We start from the raw sequence: 17,903 nt of genomic DNA, 5'->3' as shown, positions 1-17,903 counted from the left end.
CGCCCTCCCCCGCCCCCCCGCGGGCCGCACACACCTCTGGGGTGGGGGCCCGCCCCTTCGGTGTCCGCCTGGTGCGGAGGGGGCTTCCGGAGCCTCGAATCCATGGCGGCAGTCCCTCGGAACCCCGTCGCGCAACGCGCGGGCTCCGAGGGCTTCGACCTGCGCGCACCTGCGGAAACGGGGTGGGCTCCGGGTCTTCGCGGAACGCGCACAGGCGATCATTTGTGGGAGCGGGCCGAGTAGACCGAAATCCGACACCCCGGACCGTCGGGTCTGTGTGATGACCATCACGCCGATCATTTCGGTTTCGGTGTCGTCCGGATGCGGGGTGCCGGGCGTATGCCCGGTGAGACCGAGGAGATCCAGGAGCTGATTGTTGACCGTCGAGGAGTTCGAAGAGTTCTATGCGCAGACGGCCGCCCGGCTGACGGGGCAGTTGTTTGTGATTCTCGGCGACCAGCACGAGGCGCAGGACGTGGTGCAGGAAGCTTTCGTCAAGGGCTGGAGCCGACGGCGTCAGCTCGACCGTGACGGGCAGCCCGAGGCGTGGATCCGTACGGTCGCCTGGCGACTGGCGGTGAGCCGGTGGCGCGGGCGGCGCCGTATGGCGGATGCCTGGCGGCGCAGTGGCGCCCCGCCCCATATGGAGGCTCCTGGCCCGGAGTCGGTGGCCTTGGTGGAAGTGCTGCGGGATCTGCCACCCAAACAGCGCCGCACGCTGGCCCTGTACTACGTATGCGATCTGACCGTCGAGCAGATCGCCGCGGAGACCGGTCTGGCGGCCAGCACCGTCAAGACGCATCTGGCCCGGGGCCGGGTCACGCTCTCGCATCGTCTGCAGGATCCGCGTACCGAGGAGGGGCCCTGTGTCTGAACCCCAAGACCCGCTGCGGTCCCTGTTCAAGGAGGCTGCCGCCACCGGCCAGTCCCGCGCCCGTTCCGCTCCGCTCTCATTCATCACCGAGCGCGCGGAGCAGGTGCGCAGGCGCCGGATCGTTGCGCTGGCTGTCGGAGTCTGTCTGGTCTTTTCCGGCACGGGTGCGGCCGTGGCCGCACTCCTGCCCGACAGCACCGGAACCACCGTCCCGGCCACCACTCCTTCCACCCCCCGGCCCTCTCCTGTGTCCTCCCTGCCCTCCGCGCCCCGCACCAGCCCGCCGCCGGCGAGCAGCGCGTCCCCCGACCGGAGCGCATCGGCCACCCCCACCCGGAGCCAGAGCAACCCGCCCCGCTGACCTCCCGCTTTCCGTGCCCCGGGTGACGCCTGCCCGGGGCCGTTCGGTACGCGCACATTCGACCCAGGAGATTCTGTTGTGAGCCTTTCATCCCCCCACCGGCAGCGTGAGCGTCCGCCCGCCCGGACCGGGACCGCTCCCGGATCGCCCCGCGACACCCCGTCACCGAGCACGACATCCTTCGACCGGCTGTTCCTCCGGCGGCTGTTCCTCCGGCTCAAGCCCGCCGACCGCGAGGTGCTGTGGCTGTACCTGCTGACCCGCGTGGGCATCTGGATCATTGCCTACTGCACCCGCTGGCTGTTCGCCGACGACCGTCAGACCCGCCACGCCGCCTCGTTCTTCTCACCGTGGCAGCGGTGGGACTGGTGGCACTACCTGCACATAGCCCAGGACGGTTATTTCCCGGGCCAGTCCGGCCCCTGGATATCCGGCTGGGACAACAGGGAGGCCTTCTTCCCCGGCTTCCCCTTCGTACTGCGGGCCGTCCACACCATCATTCCGAGCTGGCCCGCGGCCGGTGCGCTGATCTCTCTCGTCGCCGGAGGCGTCGCCGTGCTGGCCCTGGCCCGGATCGCCCGGCTGCACCTGCCACAGGACGACGCGGGCCGGCGCGCGGCCCTGTTCTTCCTGCTCTCCCCGTGCGCGGTCTTCCTGGCCGCCGGCTACACCGAAGCGCTCTTCCTCGCCCTGGCCCTGCCGGCCTGGCTGGCCGCCCAGCGCCTCAACTGGCCGCTCGCAGCCGCCCTGACGTGCCTGGCCACCACCGTCCGTGTCAGCGGCCTCTTCCTCGCCGCGGCCCTCGCGGTCCACTTCCTGGTCACCGCCCGCACCCCGGCCCACTGGCGACGTCTTCCCTGGCTGGCCCTGCCCGCGCTCCCGCCGTTTCTCTACAGCTGGTACCTGCACACGCACACCGGCGACTGGATGGCCTGGAAACACGCCGAGGAACGCGGCTGGTACCGCGACTTCCACGCCCCCTGGGAAGCCTGGCAGAACACCTGGCACGCCGCCTTCGGACACTCCCAGAGCACCGGGTACGCCCTGATGAGCCAGGCCGAACTCCTCACCATGCTGGTCGGCATCGGCCTGTGCGGCCTGCTGATCCGACAGCGACGCTGGCCGGAAGCCGTGTACATCGGCCTCAGCCTGTGGGCCCTGGGTACTTCCTACTGGTACACATCCATCCCCCGCGCGACCCTCCTGTGGTGGCCCCTGTGGACCGGCCTCGCTGCCTGGAGCCTGCGAAACGCCCGCATCAAGACCGCCTACCTCGTCATCGCAGCACCCCTGATGACCGTCTTCGCCGTCACCTTCCTCTCCGGACGATGGGCCGGCTGACCCAACCCGCAAAAGCGGCGGTGACGCCGAATCCGTCGGCCGGGCCCGGGTGTTCAGCACCCCGGCCGGCACCGCGGAAGTGACGCCGGACCGGTCCCTGGGCCCGGCCTGCGGTGTGGGTGGTCCGATCGTGGGCTGCGGGTGCGGCAGCGAGTCGCTTCCGCACCGTCTCGAAGTGTTCGTCGGCGACGCGGCCCGACGGGCGTTCCCGGACAGCCCCCGGGCAACCTCTCCGGAGGGCCGTCCGTACTGAATGGAAATCCGGTTCAGGGCCAGACCAGGCAGTACGCCTGATGTCCCGCGTCATGCAGGCGATGGCTGAAATCCTGCCACTCGTGCAGCAGTTGGTAGACGTTGAACGCGTCGCGCGGGCCGCCGCGGTCCGGGACCGTGGACCAGATGAAGGCTGCGGCACCCACCGTCTCCTCGCCGACGCCGCGCAGCGGGTCGACGACCGTCATCGGGAGCTTGACCACCGCGTAGTCGGGGTGCAGTACGACCAATTCCAGCGGTGGGACCTTGTGCAGGGGTATGCCCTGGATGCCGGTGAGGACCATCGCCGCCACCGTCTCCGGCTTGATCTTGGTGAACATGCCGCCCATGCCCAGTTCGTCGCCGCCGAGCTCCTCGGGGCGCATCGAAATGGGCACGCGTGCCGCGGTCGCCCCGTCGGGGGCACCGAAATACTTGTAGGTCACCCCCACCCGGCCACCACTCCTGCTTCCGGCTCCGACACCCTGCGCACCACCGGCCTGTATGCCCTGCTTGCGTTCCGCCTCACGCCGGTGCCGACCCCGCCGGGCAGGCTCGGGCCCCAGGTCGTCGGTCCCTTCGCCCACTCCGCCACCGCGATGCATATCTCATCCACCCGACTACTACTTAGGAGACACAGCCCCCGCCGCGCAACCCGATCATCGTGTCAGTGACCTCCCCCACGGGCGTGCGGTGAAACACCTGTCCGCAAGACCGTCCGTGGCTCTGACACCATGGCTTGTGTGAGCTTTCCCTATGACGCCCCAGTTTCGCAGACGCTTTTCGACCGCGCGTCCCTCGTGACGCCCGGCGGCGTGAACTCTCCCGTCCGTGCCTTCCGGGCCGTGGGCGGTACGCCCCGCTTCATGGTGTCCGGTGCCGGTCCGTACCTCACCGACGCCGATGGCCGTGAGTATGTCGACCTCGTGTGCTCGTGGGGGCCGATGATCCTCGGCCATTCCCACCCCGAGGTCATCGCCGCAGTCCAGGAGGCTGTCGCCCGCGGCACCTCGTTCGGTACGCCCGGTGAGGGCGAGGTCGCGCTCGCCGAGGAGATCGTGGCCCGGGTCGAGCCCGTGGAGCAGGTGCGGCTGGTGTCGTCCGGCACCGAGGCGACCATGTCCGCGATCCGTCTCGCCCGCGGGTTCACCGGCCGGGCCAAGGTGGTGAAGTTCGCCGGCTGCTACCACGGCCACGTCGACGCACTGCTCGCCGCCGCCGGGTCCGGAGTCGCGACCTTCGGCCTTCCGGACACCCCGGGGGTCACCGGTGCGCAGGCCGGCGACACGATCGTGCTGCCGTACAACGACCTGGACGCCGTGCGGGAGGCGTTCGCCGCGCAGCCCGGCGAGATCGCCTGTGTGATCACCGAGGCGTCGCCGGGCAACATGGGCGTCGTACCGCCGCTGGACGGTTTCAACGCCGGACTCAAGGAGATCTGCGCCACCAACGGTGCGCTCTACATCTCCGACGAGGTCATGACCGGTTTCCGTACTTCGAAGGCCGGCTGGTTCGGCATCGACGGGGTGCGGCCCGACCTGATGACCTTCGGCAAGGTCATGGGCGGCGGCTTCCCGGCCGCGGCCTTCGGCGGGCGTGCGGACGTGATGGCGCATCTCGCCCCGGTCGGTCCCGTCTACCAGGCGGGCACCCTCTCCGGTAACCCGGTCGCCACCGCCGCCGGTCTCGCCCAGCTGCGGCTGCTCGACGACGCCGCTTACACGAAGGTGGACGCGGTCTCCGCGGAGATCCGCGGCCTGGTCGGCGAGGCGCTCTCCAAGGAAGGCGTGGCGCACACCGTGCAGGCGGCGAGCAACATGTTCTCCGTCTTCTTCACCGACCGGCCGGTGCGGAACTACGAGGACGCGAAGCAGCAGGAAGCTTTCCGCTTCACCGCCTTCTTCCACTCGCTGCTGTCCCAGGGCGTCTACCTGCCGCCGTCCGCCTTCGAGTCCTGGTTCGTCTCCACCGCCCACGACACGCAGGCCGTCGAGCGCATCGCCGCCGCCCTGCCCGCCGCTGCCCGCGCCGCATCGGAGGCCACCGCATGAGCGAGAACGGAAGCCGCAAGGACATCACCGTCGTCCATCTGATGCGGCACGGCGAGGTGCACAACCCGGAGGGCGTGCTCTACGGGCGCCGCCCGGGCTACCACCTCTCCGAGCTCGGCCGGCAGATGGCCGACCGGGTCGCCGAGCACCTGGAAGGCCGCGACATCACCCATGTCGTCGCCTCCCCGCTGGAGCGCGCCCAGGAGACGGCCACACCGATCGCCAAGACGCACGGCCTCGACCTGGCCACCGACGAGCGGCTCATCGAGGCCGCCAACGTCTTCGAGGGCAAGACCTTCGGGGTCGGCGACGGGGCGCTGCGCAAGCCGGACAACTGGAAGCACCTGACGAATCCGTTCCGGCCGTCGTGGGGCGAGCCGTACATCGAGCAGGTCGTACGGATGATGGGCGCCCTGGACGCCGCGCGTGACGCGGCACGCGGGCACGAGGCGGTGTGCGTCAGCCATCAGTTGCCGATCTGGATCGTGCGCAGCTTCGTGGAGCGGCGGCGGCTGTGGCACGACCCGCGCAAGCGGCAGTGCACGCTCGCGTCGCTGACCAGCTTCACGTACCAGGGCGACAAGATCGTGTCGGTCGGGTACACGGAGCCGGCGCGGGATCTGGTGCCGGCGCATCTGCGGGCCGGCGCGAAGCCGGTGAAGGGGAAGTCGAAGGCGTTCGGCGCGTAGCCGGCCCGGGGCCGGTGGGGGTGCGCCGGGCCCCGGCCGTCCGGTTGCCGTTCTGTCCTCGATCGCCGGACGGGCTTGATTTTCCGCCCGTCCGGCGATTTGCTGCCGTCCCAAGGCCGGCGATCCTGCCGCCGCCTCGGGACCGGCGACCCGAGGCCGGGGACTGAGTCCCCTTCAGTGATTGATCACTCCGTCGGCGGTTGAGCCCTGCTCCCGCCGCGTCCAGCCTGCTCAGCCATGCATTCGGTCAAGGCCGAGGTCTGGTCGCGCAAAGAAAAATATGTTAATCAGCGGAACCTCTGTGCTGCTTCCCTCATCTAAGCCACTGCCAGTTTGTATGGACTTGAGGCAAAACGACCGCAGATGGGGAACTCATGCGCGACATCAGCCGAAGGGGTCTGCTCGGAGCCGGGCTCGGGACCGCGGCCGCCATCGGCCTGGCGGGGTGCGGTTCCTCCGATACGGTCCGGCCGGGTGCTGACACGGGGGCCGCGGGGGAGAAGGGTGCCGACGGGCACACTCGGGGAACCGGGCCTGCGAAGAAGGACGTTCGCGAGATAGGGGACGGTTCCACCGCGGACACCGGGAAGCAGCCGCACCAGCCTTCCGCGCCGGTTCCGCTCGAACCCGGGCAGACGCCACCGCAGTTCGTGATCTTTTCCTGGGACGGGGCGGGTGAGGTCGGCAACGGGCTCTTCCCGCGCTTTCTGGAACTCGCCAAGGATCATGATGCGTCCATGACCTTCTTCCTCTCCGGCCTCTATCTGCTGCCCGAGTCGAAGAAGTCCAAGTACCGGCCGCCCAACAACCCGATCGGTGCTTCCGACATCGGTTATCTCACCGATGACCACATCAAGGAGACGCTGAAGTGCGTCCGGCAGGCCTGGTTCGACGGGCATGAGATAGGCACCCACTTCAACGGGCATTTCTGCGGCGGCTCCGGATCGGTCGCGAACTGGTCGGCCTCCCAGTGGCAGAGCGAAATCGATCAGGCGGTCTCCTTCGTCACCGAATGGCGCACCAACACCGGCTGGAGCGACCTCGATCCGCTGCCTTTCGACTACCGCAAGGAACTGGTCGGCGGACGCACTCCCTGTCTGCTCGGCCAGGACAATCTGCTGCCCACGGCGCGCAAGCTCGGCTGGCGCTACGACGCCAGCTCGCCCGGTGGTACCCAGGTGTGGCCCCAGAAGCGTCAGGGCGTCTGGGATCTGCCGCTGCAGGGCATGCCGTTCCCGGGGCACTCCTTCGAAGTCCTTTCGATGGACTACAACATCCTCGCCAACCAGTCGGTGAATTCGACCAAGGGCATGCCTTCGCGCTATCCGGGCTGGCGCAAGCAGGCCACCCAGTCGTATCTCGCCGGTTTCAACCGTGCGTACACGACGAATCGCGCGCCCTTCTACATCGGAAACCACTTCGAGGAGTGGAACGGCGGCATATATATGGACGCGGTCGAGGAAGCGCTCAAGAAAATAGCGGGGAAGCCGGATGTGCGGCTCGTCTCCTTCAAGCAGTTCGTCGACTGGCTCGACGTCCAGACTCCGGCCGTGCTCGACAAGCTCCGTACGCTGGGAGTCGGGCAGTCGCCCGAAGGTGGCTGGAACGCCTTCTTTAAACAGGCCTGACAACGGGCTTTACGGGCACCGAGGGGGGTGCCCGAGATCGCCGGAACCGCCATGCGAAACTTTTCACATGAGCTATGGCCGCGCATCCCGACGCCGCTTCACCCTGCTCGCCGCCCCCGCAGCGGCCGTCGCACTCGCACTCACGCTGACCGCGTGCGGTGGGGACGGCAACAAGGCCGGCGGTGGTGGCAATACCCACTTCGTCACGGGCAGTGGCGGAATCTCCACCGTGGCCAAGGGCGACCGCCAGGCCGCCCCGAAGCTCGACGGTGAGACCCTCGACGGCAAGCAGCTCGACGTCGCCGACTACAAGGGCAAGGTCGTCGTGCTGAACGTGTGGGGTTCGTGGTGCGGCCCCTGCCGTCTGGAGGCCCAGTACTTCGCGAGGGTGGCGAAGGAGACGCAGAGCAAGGGTGTCCAGTTCGTCGGGATCAATACGCGTGACGCGCGGAAGGACCCCGCGATCAGCTTCGAGAAGGACTACGGGGTCACCTACCCGAGCTTCTTCGACCCGACCGGCAAGCTCATGCTCCGCTTCCCCAAGGGCACGCTGCGTCCGCAGTCCATTCCGTCGACCGTGGTCCTGGACCGGGACGGGAAGATCGCCGCCCGTTCCCTGACCGCGCTCGACGCCACCAAGCTGCACAAGATGATCGACCCGCTGATCGCGGAGAAGTGATTCCGTGCTCACCCTTGCCGCGGTCCAGGGCGAGAACCTGACCGTCCTGAACGGGGCGCTGGTCGTCGCCCTGCCCATCGCCGTACTCGGTGGGATCGTCTCGTTCTTCTCGCCGTGCGTCCTGCCGCTCGTGCCCGGCTACCTCAGTTACGTCACCGGCGTCAGTGGCACCGACCTGGCGCAGGCCAAGCGGGGGCGCATGGTCGCGGGTGCCTCGCTCTTCGTGCTCGGCTTCACCGCCGTGTTCGTCTCCGGCGGCGCGCTCTTCGGCTTCTTCGGCCAGACCCTCCAGGAGCACAGCGGGACGCTCTCCAAGATCCTCGGCGTGCTGATGATCCTGATGGGGATCTTCTTCATGGGCCTGATGCCGTGGATGACGCAGCGCGAATTCCGCATCCACAAGAGGCCGGTGACCGGGCTGGCGGGCGCACCGCTGCTGGGCGCCCTCTTCGGGATCGGCTGGACCCCGTGCCTCGGCCCGACGCTGAGCTCGGTGAGCATCCTCGCGATGGAACAGGGCACTGCCGGACGCGGGGCGATACTGACCGTCGCGTACTGTCTCGGGCTCGGCCTGCCCTTCGTGCTCGCGGCGGTCGCCTTCCGCAAGGCGCTCGGCGCCTTCGGCTGGGTCAAGCGCCACTACGCATGGGTCATGCGGATCGGCGGCGTCATGATGATCGCGACCGGGCTGCTCCTGCTGACCGGTGTGTGGGACAGCATGATGCAGGAATTGCAGGGCTGGTCCGACGGCTTCACGGTGGGGATCTGAGTTCCATGAGCAACACCAAGTCCAACCCGGCCCCGGAGCGCGAGCGCCGGGACGAGCGGGAGATCCGGGACGAGCAGGACCGGGAGAACGCCCGCGAACTCGGTGCGGCCGGCTCCCAGCTCTCCACCGCCCCGCGCGAGGAGAGCGCGGCCAGTCTGCCGGCCATGGGCATCATCGGCTGGGTCCGCTGGTTCTGGCGGCAGCTCACCTCGATGCGGGTCGCGCTGATCCTGCTCTTCCTGCTGTCGCTCGGCGCCATCCCCGGCTCGCTGATCCCGCAGAACAGCGTCGACGAACTGAAGGTGCAGACCTTCAAGGACGCCCACACCACCGTCACGCCGATCTACGAGAAGCTTCAGTTCTTCGACGTCTACAGCTCGGTGTGGTTCTCCGCGATCTACATCCTGCTGTTCGTCTCGCTCATCGGCTGCATCGTGCCGCGCACCGGCCAGTTCGTGGGCCAGCTGCGCAGCCGCCCGCCGGGCGCTCCCAAGCGGCTGACCCGGCTGCCCGCTTACACCACCTGGCGCACCGAGGCCGAGCCCGAGCAGGTCCGAGAGGCCGCGCTCGCGATGATGCGCAAGCGCCGCTACCGCGCGCACACCGCGGGGGACGCGGTCGCCGCGGAGAAGGGCTATCTGCGCGAGGCCGGGAACCTGATCTTCCACATCGCTCTGATCGTGATGCTGGTGGCGTTCGCCTTCGGGCAGCTCTTCAAGTCCGAGGGCGGCAAGCTGATCGTCGAGGGCGACGGCTTCTCCAACACGCTGACGCAGTACGACGACTTCAAGTCGGGTTCGCTGTTCGACAGCGACTCGCTCGCCCCGTTCAGCTTCAAGCTCGACGAGTTCATCGGTACGTACGAGCGCAGCGGCCCCCAGATCGGTACGCCCCGGACCTACGAGGCCCATGTGACGTATACGAAGGGCGCCTACGGCAAGCCGCAGAAGACCGTGATCAAGGTCAACGAGCCGCTGGTCGTCGACGGCACCAAGGTCTATCTGAACGCGCACGGCTACGCGCCCGTCGTCTCCGTCAAGGACGGCAGCGGCAAGGAGGTCTACCGGAACGCCGTGCCGCTGCTGCCCATCGACAACAACGTCACCTCGACCGGTGCGATCAAGGTGATGGACGGCTACCGCGACAAGAACGGCAAGAAGACCCAGCTGGGCTTCCAGGCCTTCTTCGTGCCGACCTTCGCGGGCGACGGCAAGGGCACGATGTTCTCGCAGTTCCCGGCCGCCGACATGCCCGTGCTCGCCCTCAACGGCTACTACGGCAGCCTCGGCGTCGACTCCGGACTGCCGCAGAACGTGTACCAGCTGGACAAGTCCCAGATGAAGGAGTTCAAGGACAGCAAGAACAACCAGCTCAAGCAGCGCCTGGCGGTCGGCGACACGATGAAGCTGCCCGACGGCGCCGGCTCGGTCACCTTCGAGGGCGTCGAGGAGTGGGCCAGCTTCCAGATCTCCGAGCAGCCCGCCAGCGGCTGGGCGCTCACCGGTGCCATCGCCGCGATCGCCGGACTCGCGGGCTCGCTGTTCATCCAGCGGCGCCGCATCTGGGTGCGGGCCGTGCGCGGTGCGGACGGCGTCACCGTCGTCGAAATGGCGGGTCTCGGTCGCAGCGAGTCCGCGAAGCTTCCCGAGGAGCTGGCCGATCTCGCGGTCACGCTCAACGCCGTGGCGCCCACCGCGCCCGGCCCTGACACCGACCCCGGATCCGAACCCCGCTCCGACTCCGATTCCGACTCCGTCGAAGAATCCTCCGAAGAACCTGCCGAAGGGGCTGAGAAGTGAATCTCGCCGCCGCAACCAACGAGAACCTGGCGCACACCAGCAATGTGCTGATCTATTCGTCGATGGCCGTCTACACCCTGGCCTTCTTCGCGCACATCGCGGAATGGGTGTTCGGCAGCCGCAGCAAGGTCGGCCGCACCGCCGCCGCGCTGACCGGTGCCGAGGGCGCGGCCGCCGCCACGGTGAAGGTGCAGGTCGCGGAGAAGGGCGGCGGCACCGCCGTGCTCGACCGCCCGAAGATCATCACGCGCTCCGCGGCCGGTACCCGCGACGTCCCGGACGGGCCCGGCGCGGCCGGCGGGACCTTCAAGGGCGACCTGTACGGACGCATGGCGGTCTCCATGACCGTGCTCGCCTTCCTCGTCCAGGCCGGCGGTGTCCTCGCCCGCGCGCTGTCCGTGCAGCGTGCCCCCTGGGGCAACATGTACGAGTTCTCCATCACCTTCTCCACGGTGGCGGTCGCCGCGTACCTGATCCTCCTCGCGCTGAAGAAGAACGTCCGCTGGATGGGGCTGCTCCTGGTCACCACCGTCCTGCTGGACCTCGGCATCGCGACCACGGTGCTCTACACCTCCAGTGACCAGCTGGTGCCCGCACTGCACTCGTACTGGCTGTGGATCCACGTCTCCACCGCCATCATCTGCGGCGCCGTCTTCTACATCGGTGCGGTCGCCACCCTGCTCTACCTCTTCCGCGACAGCTACGAGAGCAAGCTGGCGAGCGGTGTGCAGCCCGGTTCGTTCGCCCAGTCCGTGCTCTCCCGGCTGCCCGCCGCCTCGACGCTCGACAAGTTCTCGTACCGCATCAACGCCGCGGTCTTCCCGCTGTGGACGTTCACGATCATCGCGGGCGCCATCTGGGCGGGCGACGCATGGGGCCGCTACTGGGGCTGGGACCCCAAGGAGGTCTGGTCCTTCATCACCTGGGTCGCGTACGCCTGCTACCTGCACGCCCGCGCCACCGCAGGCTGGAAGGGCCGCAAGGCCGCCTACCTGGCACTGATCGCCTTCGGCTGCTGGCTCTTCAACTACTACGGCGTGAACATCTTCGTCACCGGCAAGCACTCCTACGCAGGCGTCTGACCGGCCCCCATCCCGTACGGGTGCGGATCCCGCGCCACCGGGCCACGCTGGAACCATGACCGATGCGACCCCCGTCATCGAGCGTGGCACCAGCGAAACCCAGGGTGACCGGCACACTCTGCGGTTCACGCTACGGCTGCCCCACCCCGTCCCGCGGGTGTGGGCAGCCGTTGCCAGTTCCGAGGGGCTGCCCGGCTGGCTCGCCTCCGCCGACCCGTTCGAACCGCGCATCGGCGGGGCCGTCACGCTGCGCTGGCTGAACACCGACCGGGACGGGCAAGCCACGGTCGCCTCCGGCACCGTCACCGCCTGGGACATCGAACGGGTCGCCGAATACACCCTCGAAGGACTCCACGGCCGCATCCGCTTCCATCTGGAGCCACCGCGCGGCGACCATGTGCTGCTGCGCTTCACCAATGAGTTCCGGGGCGACGACGAGCTGCGCATGGACTGCCTCGCCGGCTGGCACGACCACTTCGGCTACCTCGTCGACGCGCTCGACGGATACCCCGCCGACTGGTCGAAGTGGACCCCGGTCCGGTGGGCGGGGCTGCGCGAGGAGTACGCGGCGGCCGAGCGGTGACACGGCGTCACGGTGCCGAGGACGGCGGCAGGCACTTCGGGTCCGGCGGCGTGCGCTCGGGCCAGGCGATCGCCACGAACCGCTGACGGGCGTCCTCGGGCGCCAGCTCCACCACCGGCACCGCCTTGTTGTACGGATTCCCGTGGTTGTCCAGGCAGATCCAGCCACTGGCCCCCGGCACCCGCAGCGAACCCTTCACCCGCGGCCACTGCTCACCCACATCCGAGAGCTGCGGAAGCCGCTTGCCGTCCGGGGTCGCCTGCCGGATGCCGTGCACCGCCAGCGACATCGCGTCGTGCGCGATGATGACCTGGCCGTCGGTCAGATTCTGGTGACCGGTCGGACCGATCGGGCCCACGGGCTTCTTCGCCACCGTGGCCAGCAGGTCCAGGAAGCTCCGGTAGTCCGCCGGGGAACCGCCCGTCGCCGCTGCGCCCTTCCCCTTCGCCGCCGCCCAGGCGTCCGGGTGTGCCAGTGAGGCGTAGCGGACCGTCACCTTGCGGCGCAGCGCGCCCCGGTCGAGCTTCTTGTCGCTGCCGAGGTACGAGCCCTCGTCGCCGGTCAGGATCGTGAACGGGCGGCTCTGGCAGCCGCGGGCCCCGAGCGCGTTGATGAACTGCCGCAGCTGGGTGTGGCGTCCGGCGAAGAACACCGTCTCCGCATCCGTGTCGCAGATGAGGTGTGTGATCTGCTGGAACGTGTTGGCCGTGGTGCCCTCGTCGTTGGGGTCCTTGCGCGAGGTGAACAGCTGCGGCTCGTACTGCGTGCCCTTCACCAGCGAGGTGAACGCCGCCCGCAGTGTGTCCGTGTAGTGGTCCCCGGTACGGGTGTCCTGCACCAGCAGCGCCTTGTCCGCCTTCACCTTCCCGAAGTGCGCCAGCGCCCGCGCCTCGTCCCGGTTCGTCGGCGACACCCGCGCCAGGCCGGGGAACGGGTCGCCGCCCGGGCCGTTGGCGATGTCGTCGGCGGTGATCGTGGTACCGACGACCGCGATGTGCGCAGCGGTCAGCTCCTTGACCGCCGACCTGACCTGCGTACTGCTGGTGGCGACCCCCGACACGGCCCGCAGATGGTCCGGGGCCCCGGTCATCTTCTTCAGCCGGTCCACCGTCGGCTGCCACAGCAGGTTGTTCTTCCCCGTGTTGGCGAGAACCAGCCGGATCTTCGGCACCTGCTCGTTCGACAGATGGTTGGCCCGGTACTGCTCGGCGAACGCGCCCTGCAGCTCGCGCTGCATCTTCGTCTGCATGGCTTCGTCCGTCGACGTCAGCGGCAGCAGCAGAGCGACCGTCGCGTACCGGCCGGGCTTCAGGGTGTCGTTCTCCCGGGCGATGGCCGCGGCGACCTCGGTCAGCTTCGGCCGCCCGAAGTCGTAGCCGTCGCCGGAGACACCTATGCACTCGTCGCTGCCCTGCGGCCGCTCGACACCCTTCGCGCACGAGCGGTCCTCGGGGGCGGTGAGCCGGCCGATGCCGTACCAGCCGGACGTGACGACCAGGGCGCCGGCCACCACAGTGGTGACCACCTTCTGCCTCGCCGTGTACCAGACGCGATAACGCAGTGGATTAAGCATCCGAGCCACCGTTCCCCCGCCTCTGCCCGCTTCCGCCCGTGCCCGGCGGCATGGACAGGGGCCGCCAGGCCCTGATGTCCTGCGGCCAGTGCGTCGCCGCGTCCCACAGCACGCTGTTGCCCGTCGGATGCCTGCCGGACAGTTGTCGCAGTTCGTGCGCCATCTTGTCGATCACCTCTTCGTCCGGCAGAGCCAGTGGATCGGACAACAGCCATACGGCGTGCAGCAGCCGGCGCAGCTGCAACTGGAGCTCCACGGCGCGCTCGCCGAGCCCCGCGAGCCCCGTCTCCCCGTCCGGCAGCGAACCGGCCGCCTCACGGCCGAGCGCGACCGCCCGCCGTGGATCGGGGCCGGCATAACCGGGCGGACGTGGATACGGGGCCGAGGCGATGAACCGCAACGAGCCGAGCCAGGCGGTGACATCCCCGTCGGTGAACCGCTCCCGCAGATGCGTCACACACTCCCTCGTCCTGCCCAGCACCAGCTCCTGGTGCAGCCGGTGCGGGACGCTCGGGCAGCGGCCCCCGGGCGCGTACGCGGTGCGCAGCGTCTCGTGCACCGCACGCCACACCGCGTAGTACGGATGGTCGTCGTCCTGGAACCGCAGCCGGTGCAGCAGCAGCGCACGCAGCAGCGGATCGGCGACGAAGTACTCGGGACCGACCGGCCAGTCCTGCGCCCGCAGCACGTCCCGCACCTGCAGTGCCACATCGCCGTCCAGCGACCGGCCGCGCAGCCGGGCCGTGGCCAGCAGCCGCGCCGATTCCTCACCGTGCGCGGCGGCCAGCACACTCAGTACGTCGAGCTGCTGCCCAGGCAGCAGCCGCGCCAGCAGTTCGTCCGCGACCCGCACCGGCGCCCGGTCCTCACGCAGCTCCACCGTGCGGTCCAGCAGCGCCCCCGGCACCAGTGAACCCGGCTGCGACGCACCCGGCTGCGACGCACCCGGCCGCGGCGTCCCCGGCACCAGCGCCTCGCCCGCCGCCTGCGCCAACAGCGCCGCACCCAGCGGGCGCCCACCCGTCAGCCGGTGCACCCCACGTGCCAGCCCGGCAGGGGTACGGCCCACCGGATCGTGCCGGTCGAACGCCGCCTGTACGTGTGCCGGGCCCAGCGCGGTGAGCTCCACGGCCAGAATCCCGGACGTCACCTCCGAACCGCGGACCCAGTGCGAGCCGTGCGCCACCTCGGGCAGCCGCCGGCGCACCGCATGGCTCAGCCCCTCGTGGTCACGGGCGCGCGAGGAGGCGAACAGGGCGATCTGATCGCGCACCCCGGAGGCCCGCTGCCGCAGCACCGGCTCGACCAGCTGCCGGCCCAGCAACGTGTGCGCGTTGTCCAGCAGCAGCACAGGACGGCCCCGGCGCGCACCCCGCGCCAGACCCCCGTACGCCCGCACCAGATCCGCGACCAGTGCGAGAACCAGATGATCCTCGGCCCGACGGCGCAGATCGCCGCCGCGCTCGAAATCGACCGCCAGCTGCCTCAGCCCGATCCTGCCGCTGCCGCCCGCGTGCGGATAACTCCCGTACCAGTCCACCGAACGCCGCTGGAACCGGCTGAACGTCTCCTCCAGCACCGTCTCGATCGTCGCCTCGGCGACCATCCCGGCCAGCGGGACCACCGAGTCGAAGGCACTCGCGGCCAGCTTCGTCAGTACCTTGGTGACCCAGCCCGTCGCCGCGTCCCCACGGGTGTCGACGGTCGCCAGCACCGGGCCGAGCGACTGCAGATCCCGCTGTGCCCGCGTCTCGTCCTCCCGCGTCCAGGAGATCGAGGCGACCGCCACGAGCCCGAGGCTCAGCCGGGGAAACTGCACCGGCCGCGCGGCACGCACCTTCGCCGTCAGCTGGGTGGCGAGCTCCGGCAGCGCCCCGGTGACCGGAGTCCAGCCGGGGCCCGGGTCCGCGGGCGGCACGACGGCCTCGCAGTCGACCAGCGCCACCGGGGTGATCTCCCGGTACAGATGGCGCAGTTGCTTGAGCGCGGCCGTCTTTCCCATGCCGCGGCCGCCGGTCAGCACGGCGACCGGCGGATCGTCACGGTGCTCGTAGGCGACCCGGGCGGAGCCGTACGGAGTGAGACCTGTCAGACGCGCCGCAAGTCCGTCGTTGCCGAAGATCGCCTCGCGCCCGTACAGCTCTCTCTCCACAGCACCCCCAGCGCCGATGTCCCACCCGATCTGTCACGCCGTCAACAGAAGGATATCGGCAGGGTGTTGGGGCAAGGTGAAGATTTTCGAACGATCGGGGACGCGGGGCGGTAAATCAGCCGACGCCGATGTCCTCGTTCCACACGTCGGGATGGTCCCGAACGAAGTCCCGCATGAGTGCGACGCATTCGGCATCGTCGAGCAGCACGATCTCCACCCCGTGCCGAGCCAGCCAGTCGCGCCCGCCGGGGTAGGTCCGTGCCTCGCCGATCACCACCCGCGAGATCCCGAACTGCCGCACGAGGCCGGAGCAGTACCAGCACGGGGAGAGCGTCGTCACCATCGTCGTGCCCCGGTACGAGCGCTGCCGCCCGGCCGCCCGGAACGCCGCCGTCTCCGCGTGCATGGACGGATCGCCGTCCTGGACGCGACGGTTGTGGCCGCGGCCGAGGAGGCTGCCGTCCGGCCCGTAGAGCGAGGCACCGATGGGGATGCCGCCCTCGGCGAGCCCGGCACGGGCCTCGGCCAGGGCGGTGGCGAGCATGGCGCGGTAGTCGTTCACGCGCCCACTCTGCACCGTGCGGACAGCCGATTCCCGGCACCCACGACGGCCGCAGCGTGTCCAACGACATGCACGGGCCGCCGACAAGGGCCGGCCGGCCCTTCGCGATTACGAAGCGGGTGGCGCCGACTCCTCCGGCCCCGCCCCGCTCTCGCGACGCTTGAGCTCCTCCTCACGGCGGCGCAGATCCGCCTCCCAGTCCTTGAGGAGCGACTCGTCCTTCTTGTTCTCTTCCTTCAGCGCCTTCAGGAACTCCGGATTGTCGTCCGGCGCCACCCACTGCGAGCGGTGATTGCGGTGCCACTCCGACGGCGTACGTCCCCCGGCGGGCACCTGGCGCATCTTGCCCGCGGCCAGCCAGACGATCGGGCCGACGATCCAGAACAGCAGGATGATGAAGACCCAGGCGATCTTCGGCAGGTGCTTGGCCTCGTCCTCGGGGGTGTTCAGGCAGTCGATGAACGCGTAGATCGTCAGCGCCAGAGGCAGGAGATAGATCAGGGCCCGGAACATGGTGGAAAGGTCCCCCTGCGGAGAGATGGCGGGGCTTGTCCCGCCCCGGTGACGGGCCCAGAGTAGCCGGTGTCAATTACGGCCCACGGCGAGCAGGTGGGAACCGGCGGCGAGCAGGTCGGGGTACGGCTCCGCCATGCGGGCCGCGGCCAGCGCGGAGGTGAACATCCGTGATCCGGTGAGTGACTCACCGGTATGCTGCTCGGTCGCTTTCAGCAGCGCCCAGGCGGGGCCCTCGACGCCGTATACCCGGATGTCGGTGAAGCCGGCCTCGCGCATTTCCGCCTCCAGCTCGGGACCGGTGTGGAAGTGCGCTTCGGTGAATCCCTTCTTCCCGTCGTGCGAACCGGTGGCCAGGATGCGGCCGATGCCGTCCTGGAGGGCCGGGCGGTCGAGGTGGGCAAAGGCGGTGTGCTCGAACAGCGAGGCATAACGGTTGATGCCCGCCGCGGCGACGAGGCCACCGGTCCCTGAGCGCCCGGGACGACTCCCGGACCGCCGTACCACCTCGTCGACGCCGCCGACCTGACTGGACCGGTCAACCGGTCCAGCCTCCGATTCATGAGCTCCCCAGAGCAACTCGATTCCACCAGCGCCCGGTTACTTCCATGGGCCAGGCCGGATGGCGGGCCGTGCTATCTGCGTACGGACGGTCATGGATATGTTTCGCGCGTCGCGGATCAGATGGAGGTCGTGCAACTTGGCATGGGGGCCGAGGTCCTCGACTGCGCCAGGCCGATCATTGCCGCCGCAGGCGCGACGGTGACGGAACTCCGCTTCGCTGCCGCCCGGTTGGCCGAGTGCCTGACCGATGCGCTGCGGATCGCCGAGAGCCGGAGTGGACGGCTCCAGCAGGGCAGGTCGGCGGGGCGGGGAACGGAGCCCGAAGATGTTCACAGGCCGTAAGTGCCTTGAATACCGCGCGGAGCCTTCCGGCGTTGATGGCCACTGGGTGACCAGGCGGCCGTGATTGAACCACAGGGGAGTCTCGGGTT

At 69.3% G+C, this 17,903-nt stretch carries 17 protein-coding genes; 11 read left to right on the top strand and 6 right to left on the bottom strand.

What is annotated here, in order from left to right; genetic code table 11:
* Positions 1-376 precede the first annotated feature (376 nt).
* The 3 genes from ACFVYE_RS24310 to ACFVYE_RS24300 all read left to right on the top strand — a co-directional run bounded on the left by ACFVYE_RS24310 (position 377) and on the right by ACFVYE_RS24300 (position 2,576).
* On the top strand, positions 377-874 hold the full coding sequence (locus tag ACFVYE_RS24310; protein ID WP_383960342.1) for a SigE family RNA polymerase sigma factor: 498 nt from the start codon (positions 377-379) through the stop codon (positions 872-874).
* The gene (locus tag ACFVYE_RS24305; RefSeq protein ID WP_383960344.1) at positions 867-1,235 is read left to right on the top strand and encodes a hypothetical protein; all 369 of its coding nucleotides are present in this window, start codon (positions 867-869) and stop codon (positions 1,233-1,235) included. Before ACFVYE_RS24310 ends, ACFVYE_RS24305 begins: the two co-directional genes overlap by 8 nt.
* Before the next feature lie 78 nt (positions 1,236-1,313).
* Positions 1,314-2,576, top strand: coding sequence for a mannosyltransferase family protein (locus tag ACFVYE_RS24300; RefSeq protein WP_383960347.1), 1,263 nt, complete (start codon positions 1,314-1,316; stop codon positions 2,574-2,576).
* A 266-nt stretch (positions 2,577-2,842) separates the two neighbouring features.
* Here the strand turns inward: ACFVYE_RS24300 and ACFVYE_RS24295 are convergent, their stop codons facing one another.
* Positions 2,843-3,433, bottom strand: a complete 591-nt coding sequence (locus ACFVYE_RS24295) for a hypothetical protein (protein ID WP_383960350.1) — start codon at positions 3,431-3,433, stop codon at positions 2,843-2,845.
* Between the two features lie 129 nt (positions 3,434-3,562).
* Here ACFVYE_RS24295 and hemL point away from each other — a divergent pair, with 129 nt between their 5' ends.
* The 8 genes from hemL to ACFVYE_RS24255 all read left to right on the top strand — a co-directional run bounded on the left by hemL (position 3,563) and on the right by ACFVYE_RS24255 (position 12,108).
* Complete coding sequence (hemL, locus tag ACFVYE_RS24290; RefSeq protein WP_389607363.1) at positions 3,563-4,879, top strand: glutamate-1-semialdehyde 2,1-aminomutase; 1,317 nt, start codon at positions 3,563-3,565, stop codon at positions 4,877-4,879.
* The gene (locus ACFVYE_RS24285) at positions 4,876-5,568 is read left to right on the top strand and encodes a histidine phosphatase family protein (RefSeq protein WP_327274596.1); all 693 of its coding nucleotides are present in this window, start codon (positions 4,876-4,878) and stop codon (positions 5,566-5,568) included. Before hemL ends, ACFVYE_RS24285 begins: the two co-directional genes overlap by 4 nt.
* A gap of 374 nt (positions 5,569-5,942) precedes the next feature.
* A complete protein-coding gene (locus tag ACFVYE_RS24280) occupies positions 5,943-7,196 on the top strand; it encodes a hypothetical protein (RefSeq protein WP_383960358.1) in 1,254 nt (417 codons plus the stop codon).
* A 67-nt stretch (positions 7,197-7,263) separates the two neighbouring features.
* Positions 7,264-7,875, top strand: a complete 612-nt coding sequence (locus tag ACFVYE_RS24275; protein WP_383960361.1) for a TlpA family protein disulfide reductase — start codon at positions 7,264-7,266, stop codon at positions 7,873-7,875.
* A gap of 4 nt (positions 7,876-7,879) precedes the next feature.
* Positions 7,880-8,644, top strand: coding sequence for a cytochrome c biogenesis CcdA family protein (locus ACFVYE_RS24270; RefSeq protein ID WP_383960364.1), 765 nt, complete (start codon positions 7,880-7,882; stop codon positions 8,642-8,644).
* A gap of 5 nt (positions 8,645-8,649) precedes the next feature.
* Entirely contained in the window at positions 8,650-10,443 is a 1,794-nt protein-coding gene (locus ACFVYE_RS24265; protein ID WP_389607362.1) for a cytochrome c biogenesis protein ResB, read from the top strand.
* A complete protein-coding gene (gene ccsB, locus ACFVYE_RS24260) occupies positions 10,440-11,525 on the top strand; it encodes a c-type cytochrome biogenesis protein CcsB (RefSeq protein WP_389607361.1) in 1,086 nt (361 codons plus the stop codon). The genes ACFVYE_RS24265 and ccsB overlap by 4 nt, the downstream gene beginning before the upstream one ends.
* Positions 11,526-11,580: 55 nt before the next feature.
* A complete protein-coding gene (locus ACFVYE_RS24255; RefSeq protein WP_389607360.1) occupies positions 11,581-12,108 on the top strand; it encodes an SRPBCC domain-containing protein in 528 nt (175 codons plus the stop codon).
* 7 nt (positions 12,109-12,115) lie between these two features.
* On the opposite strand, the gene ACFVYE_RS24250 is transcribed toward ACFVYE_RS24255, so the two are convergent.
* The 5 genes from ACFVYE_RS24250 to ACFVYE_RS24230 form a co-directional block, all read right to left on the bottom strand.
* A complete protein-coding gene (locus tag ACFVYE_RS24250; protein WP_389607359.1) occupies positions 12,116-13,681 on the bottom strand; it encodes a hypothetical protein in 1,566 nt (521 codons plus the stop codon).
* Positions 13,674-15,833, bottom strand: coding sequence for a hypothetical protein (locus ACFVYE_RS24245; protein ID WP_389607358.1), 2,160 nt, complete (start codon positions 15,831-15,833; stop codon positions 13,674-13,676). Before ACFVYE_RS24245 ends, ACFVYE_RS24250 begins: the two co-directional genes overlap by 8 nt.
* A gap of 115 nt (positions 15,834-15,948) precedes the next feature.
* A complete protein-coding gene (locus ACFVYE_RS24240; RefSeq protein WP_389607370.1) occupies positions 15,949-16,377 on the bottom strand; it encodes a nucleoside deaminase in 429 nt (142 codons plus the stop codon).
* 126 nt (positions 16,378-16,503) lie between these two features.
* The gene (locus ACFVYE_RS24235; protein WP_114245120.1) at positions 16,504-16,908 is read right to left on the bottom strand and encodes a PLD nuclease N-terminal domain-containing protein; all 405 of its coding nucleotides are present in this window, start codon (positions 16,906-16,908) and stop codon (positions 16,504-16,506) included.
* A 72-nt stretch (positions 16,909-16,980) separates the two neighbouring features.
* Complete coding sequence (locus ACFVYE_RS24230; RefSeq protein ID WP_389607357.1) at positions 16,981-17,487, bottom strand: hypothetical protein; 507 nt, start codon at positions 17,485-17,487, stop codon at positions 16,981-16,983.
* Positions 17,488-17,903 lie beyond the last annotated feature (416 nt).

It is taken from the genome of Streptomyces sp. NPDC058239, assembly GCF_042882185.1.
GTDB lineage: Bacteria > Actinomycetota > Actinomycetes > Streptomycetales > Streptomycetaceae > Streptomyces.
The sequence above is the reverse complement of the archived record's forward strand: the minus strand, read 5'-3'. Positions and strand labels throughout refer to the sequence as shown.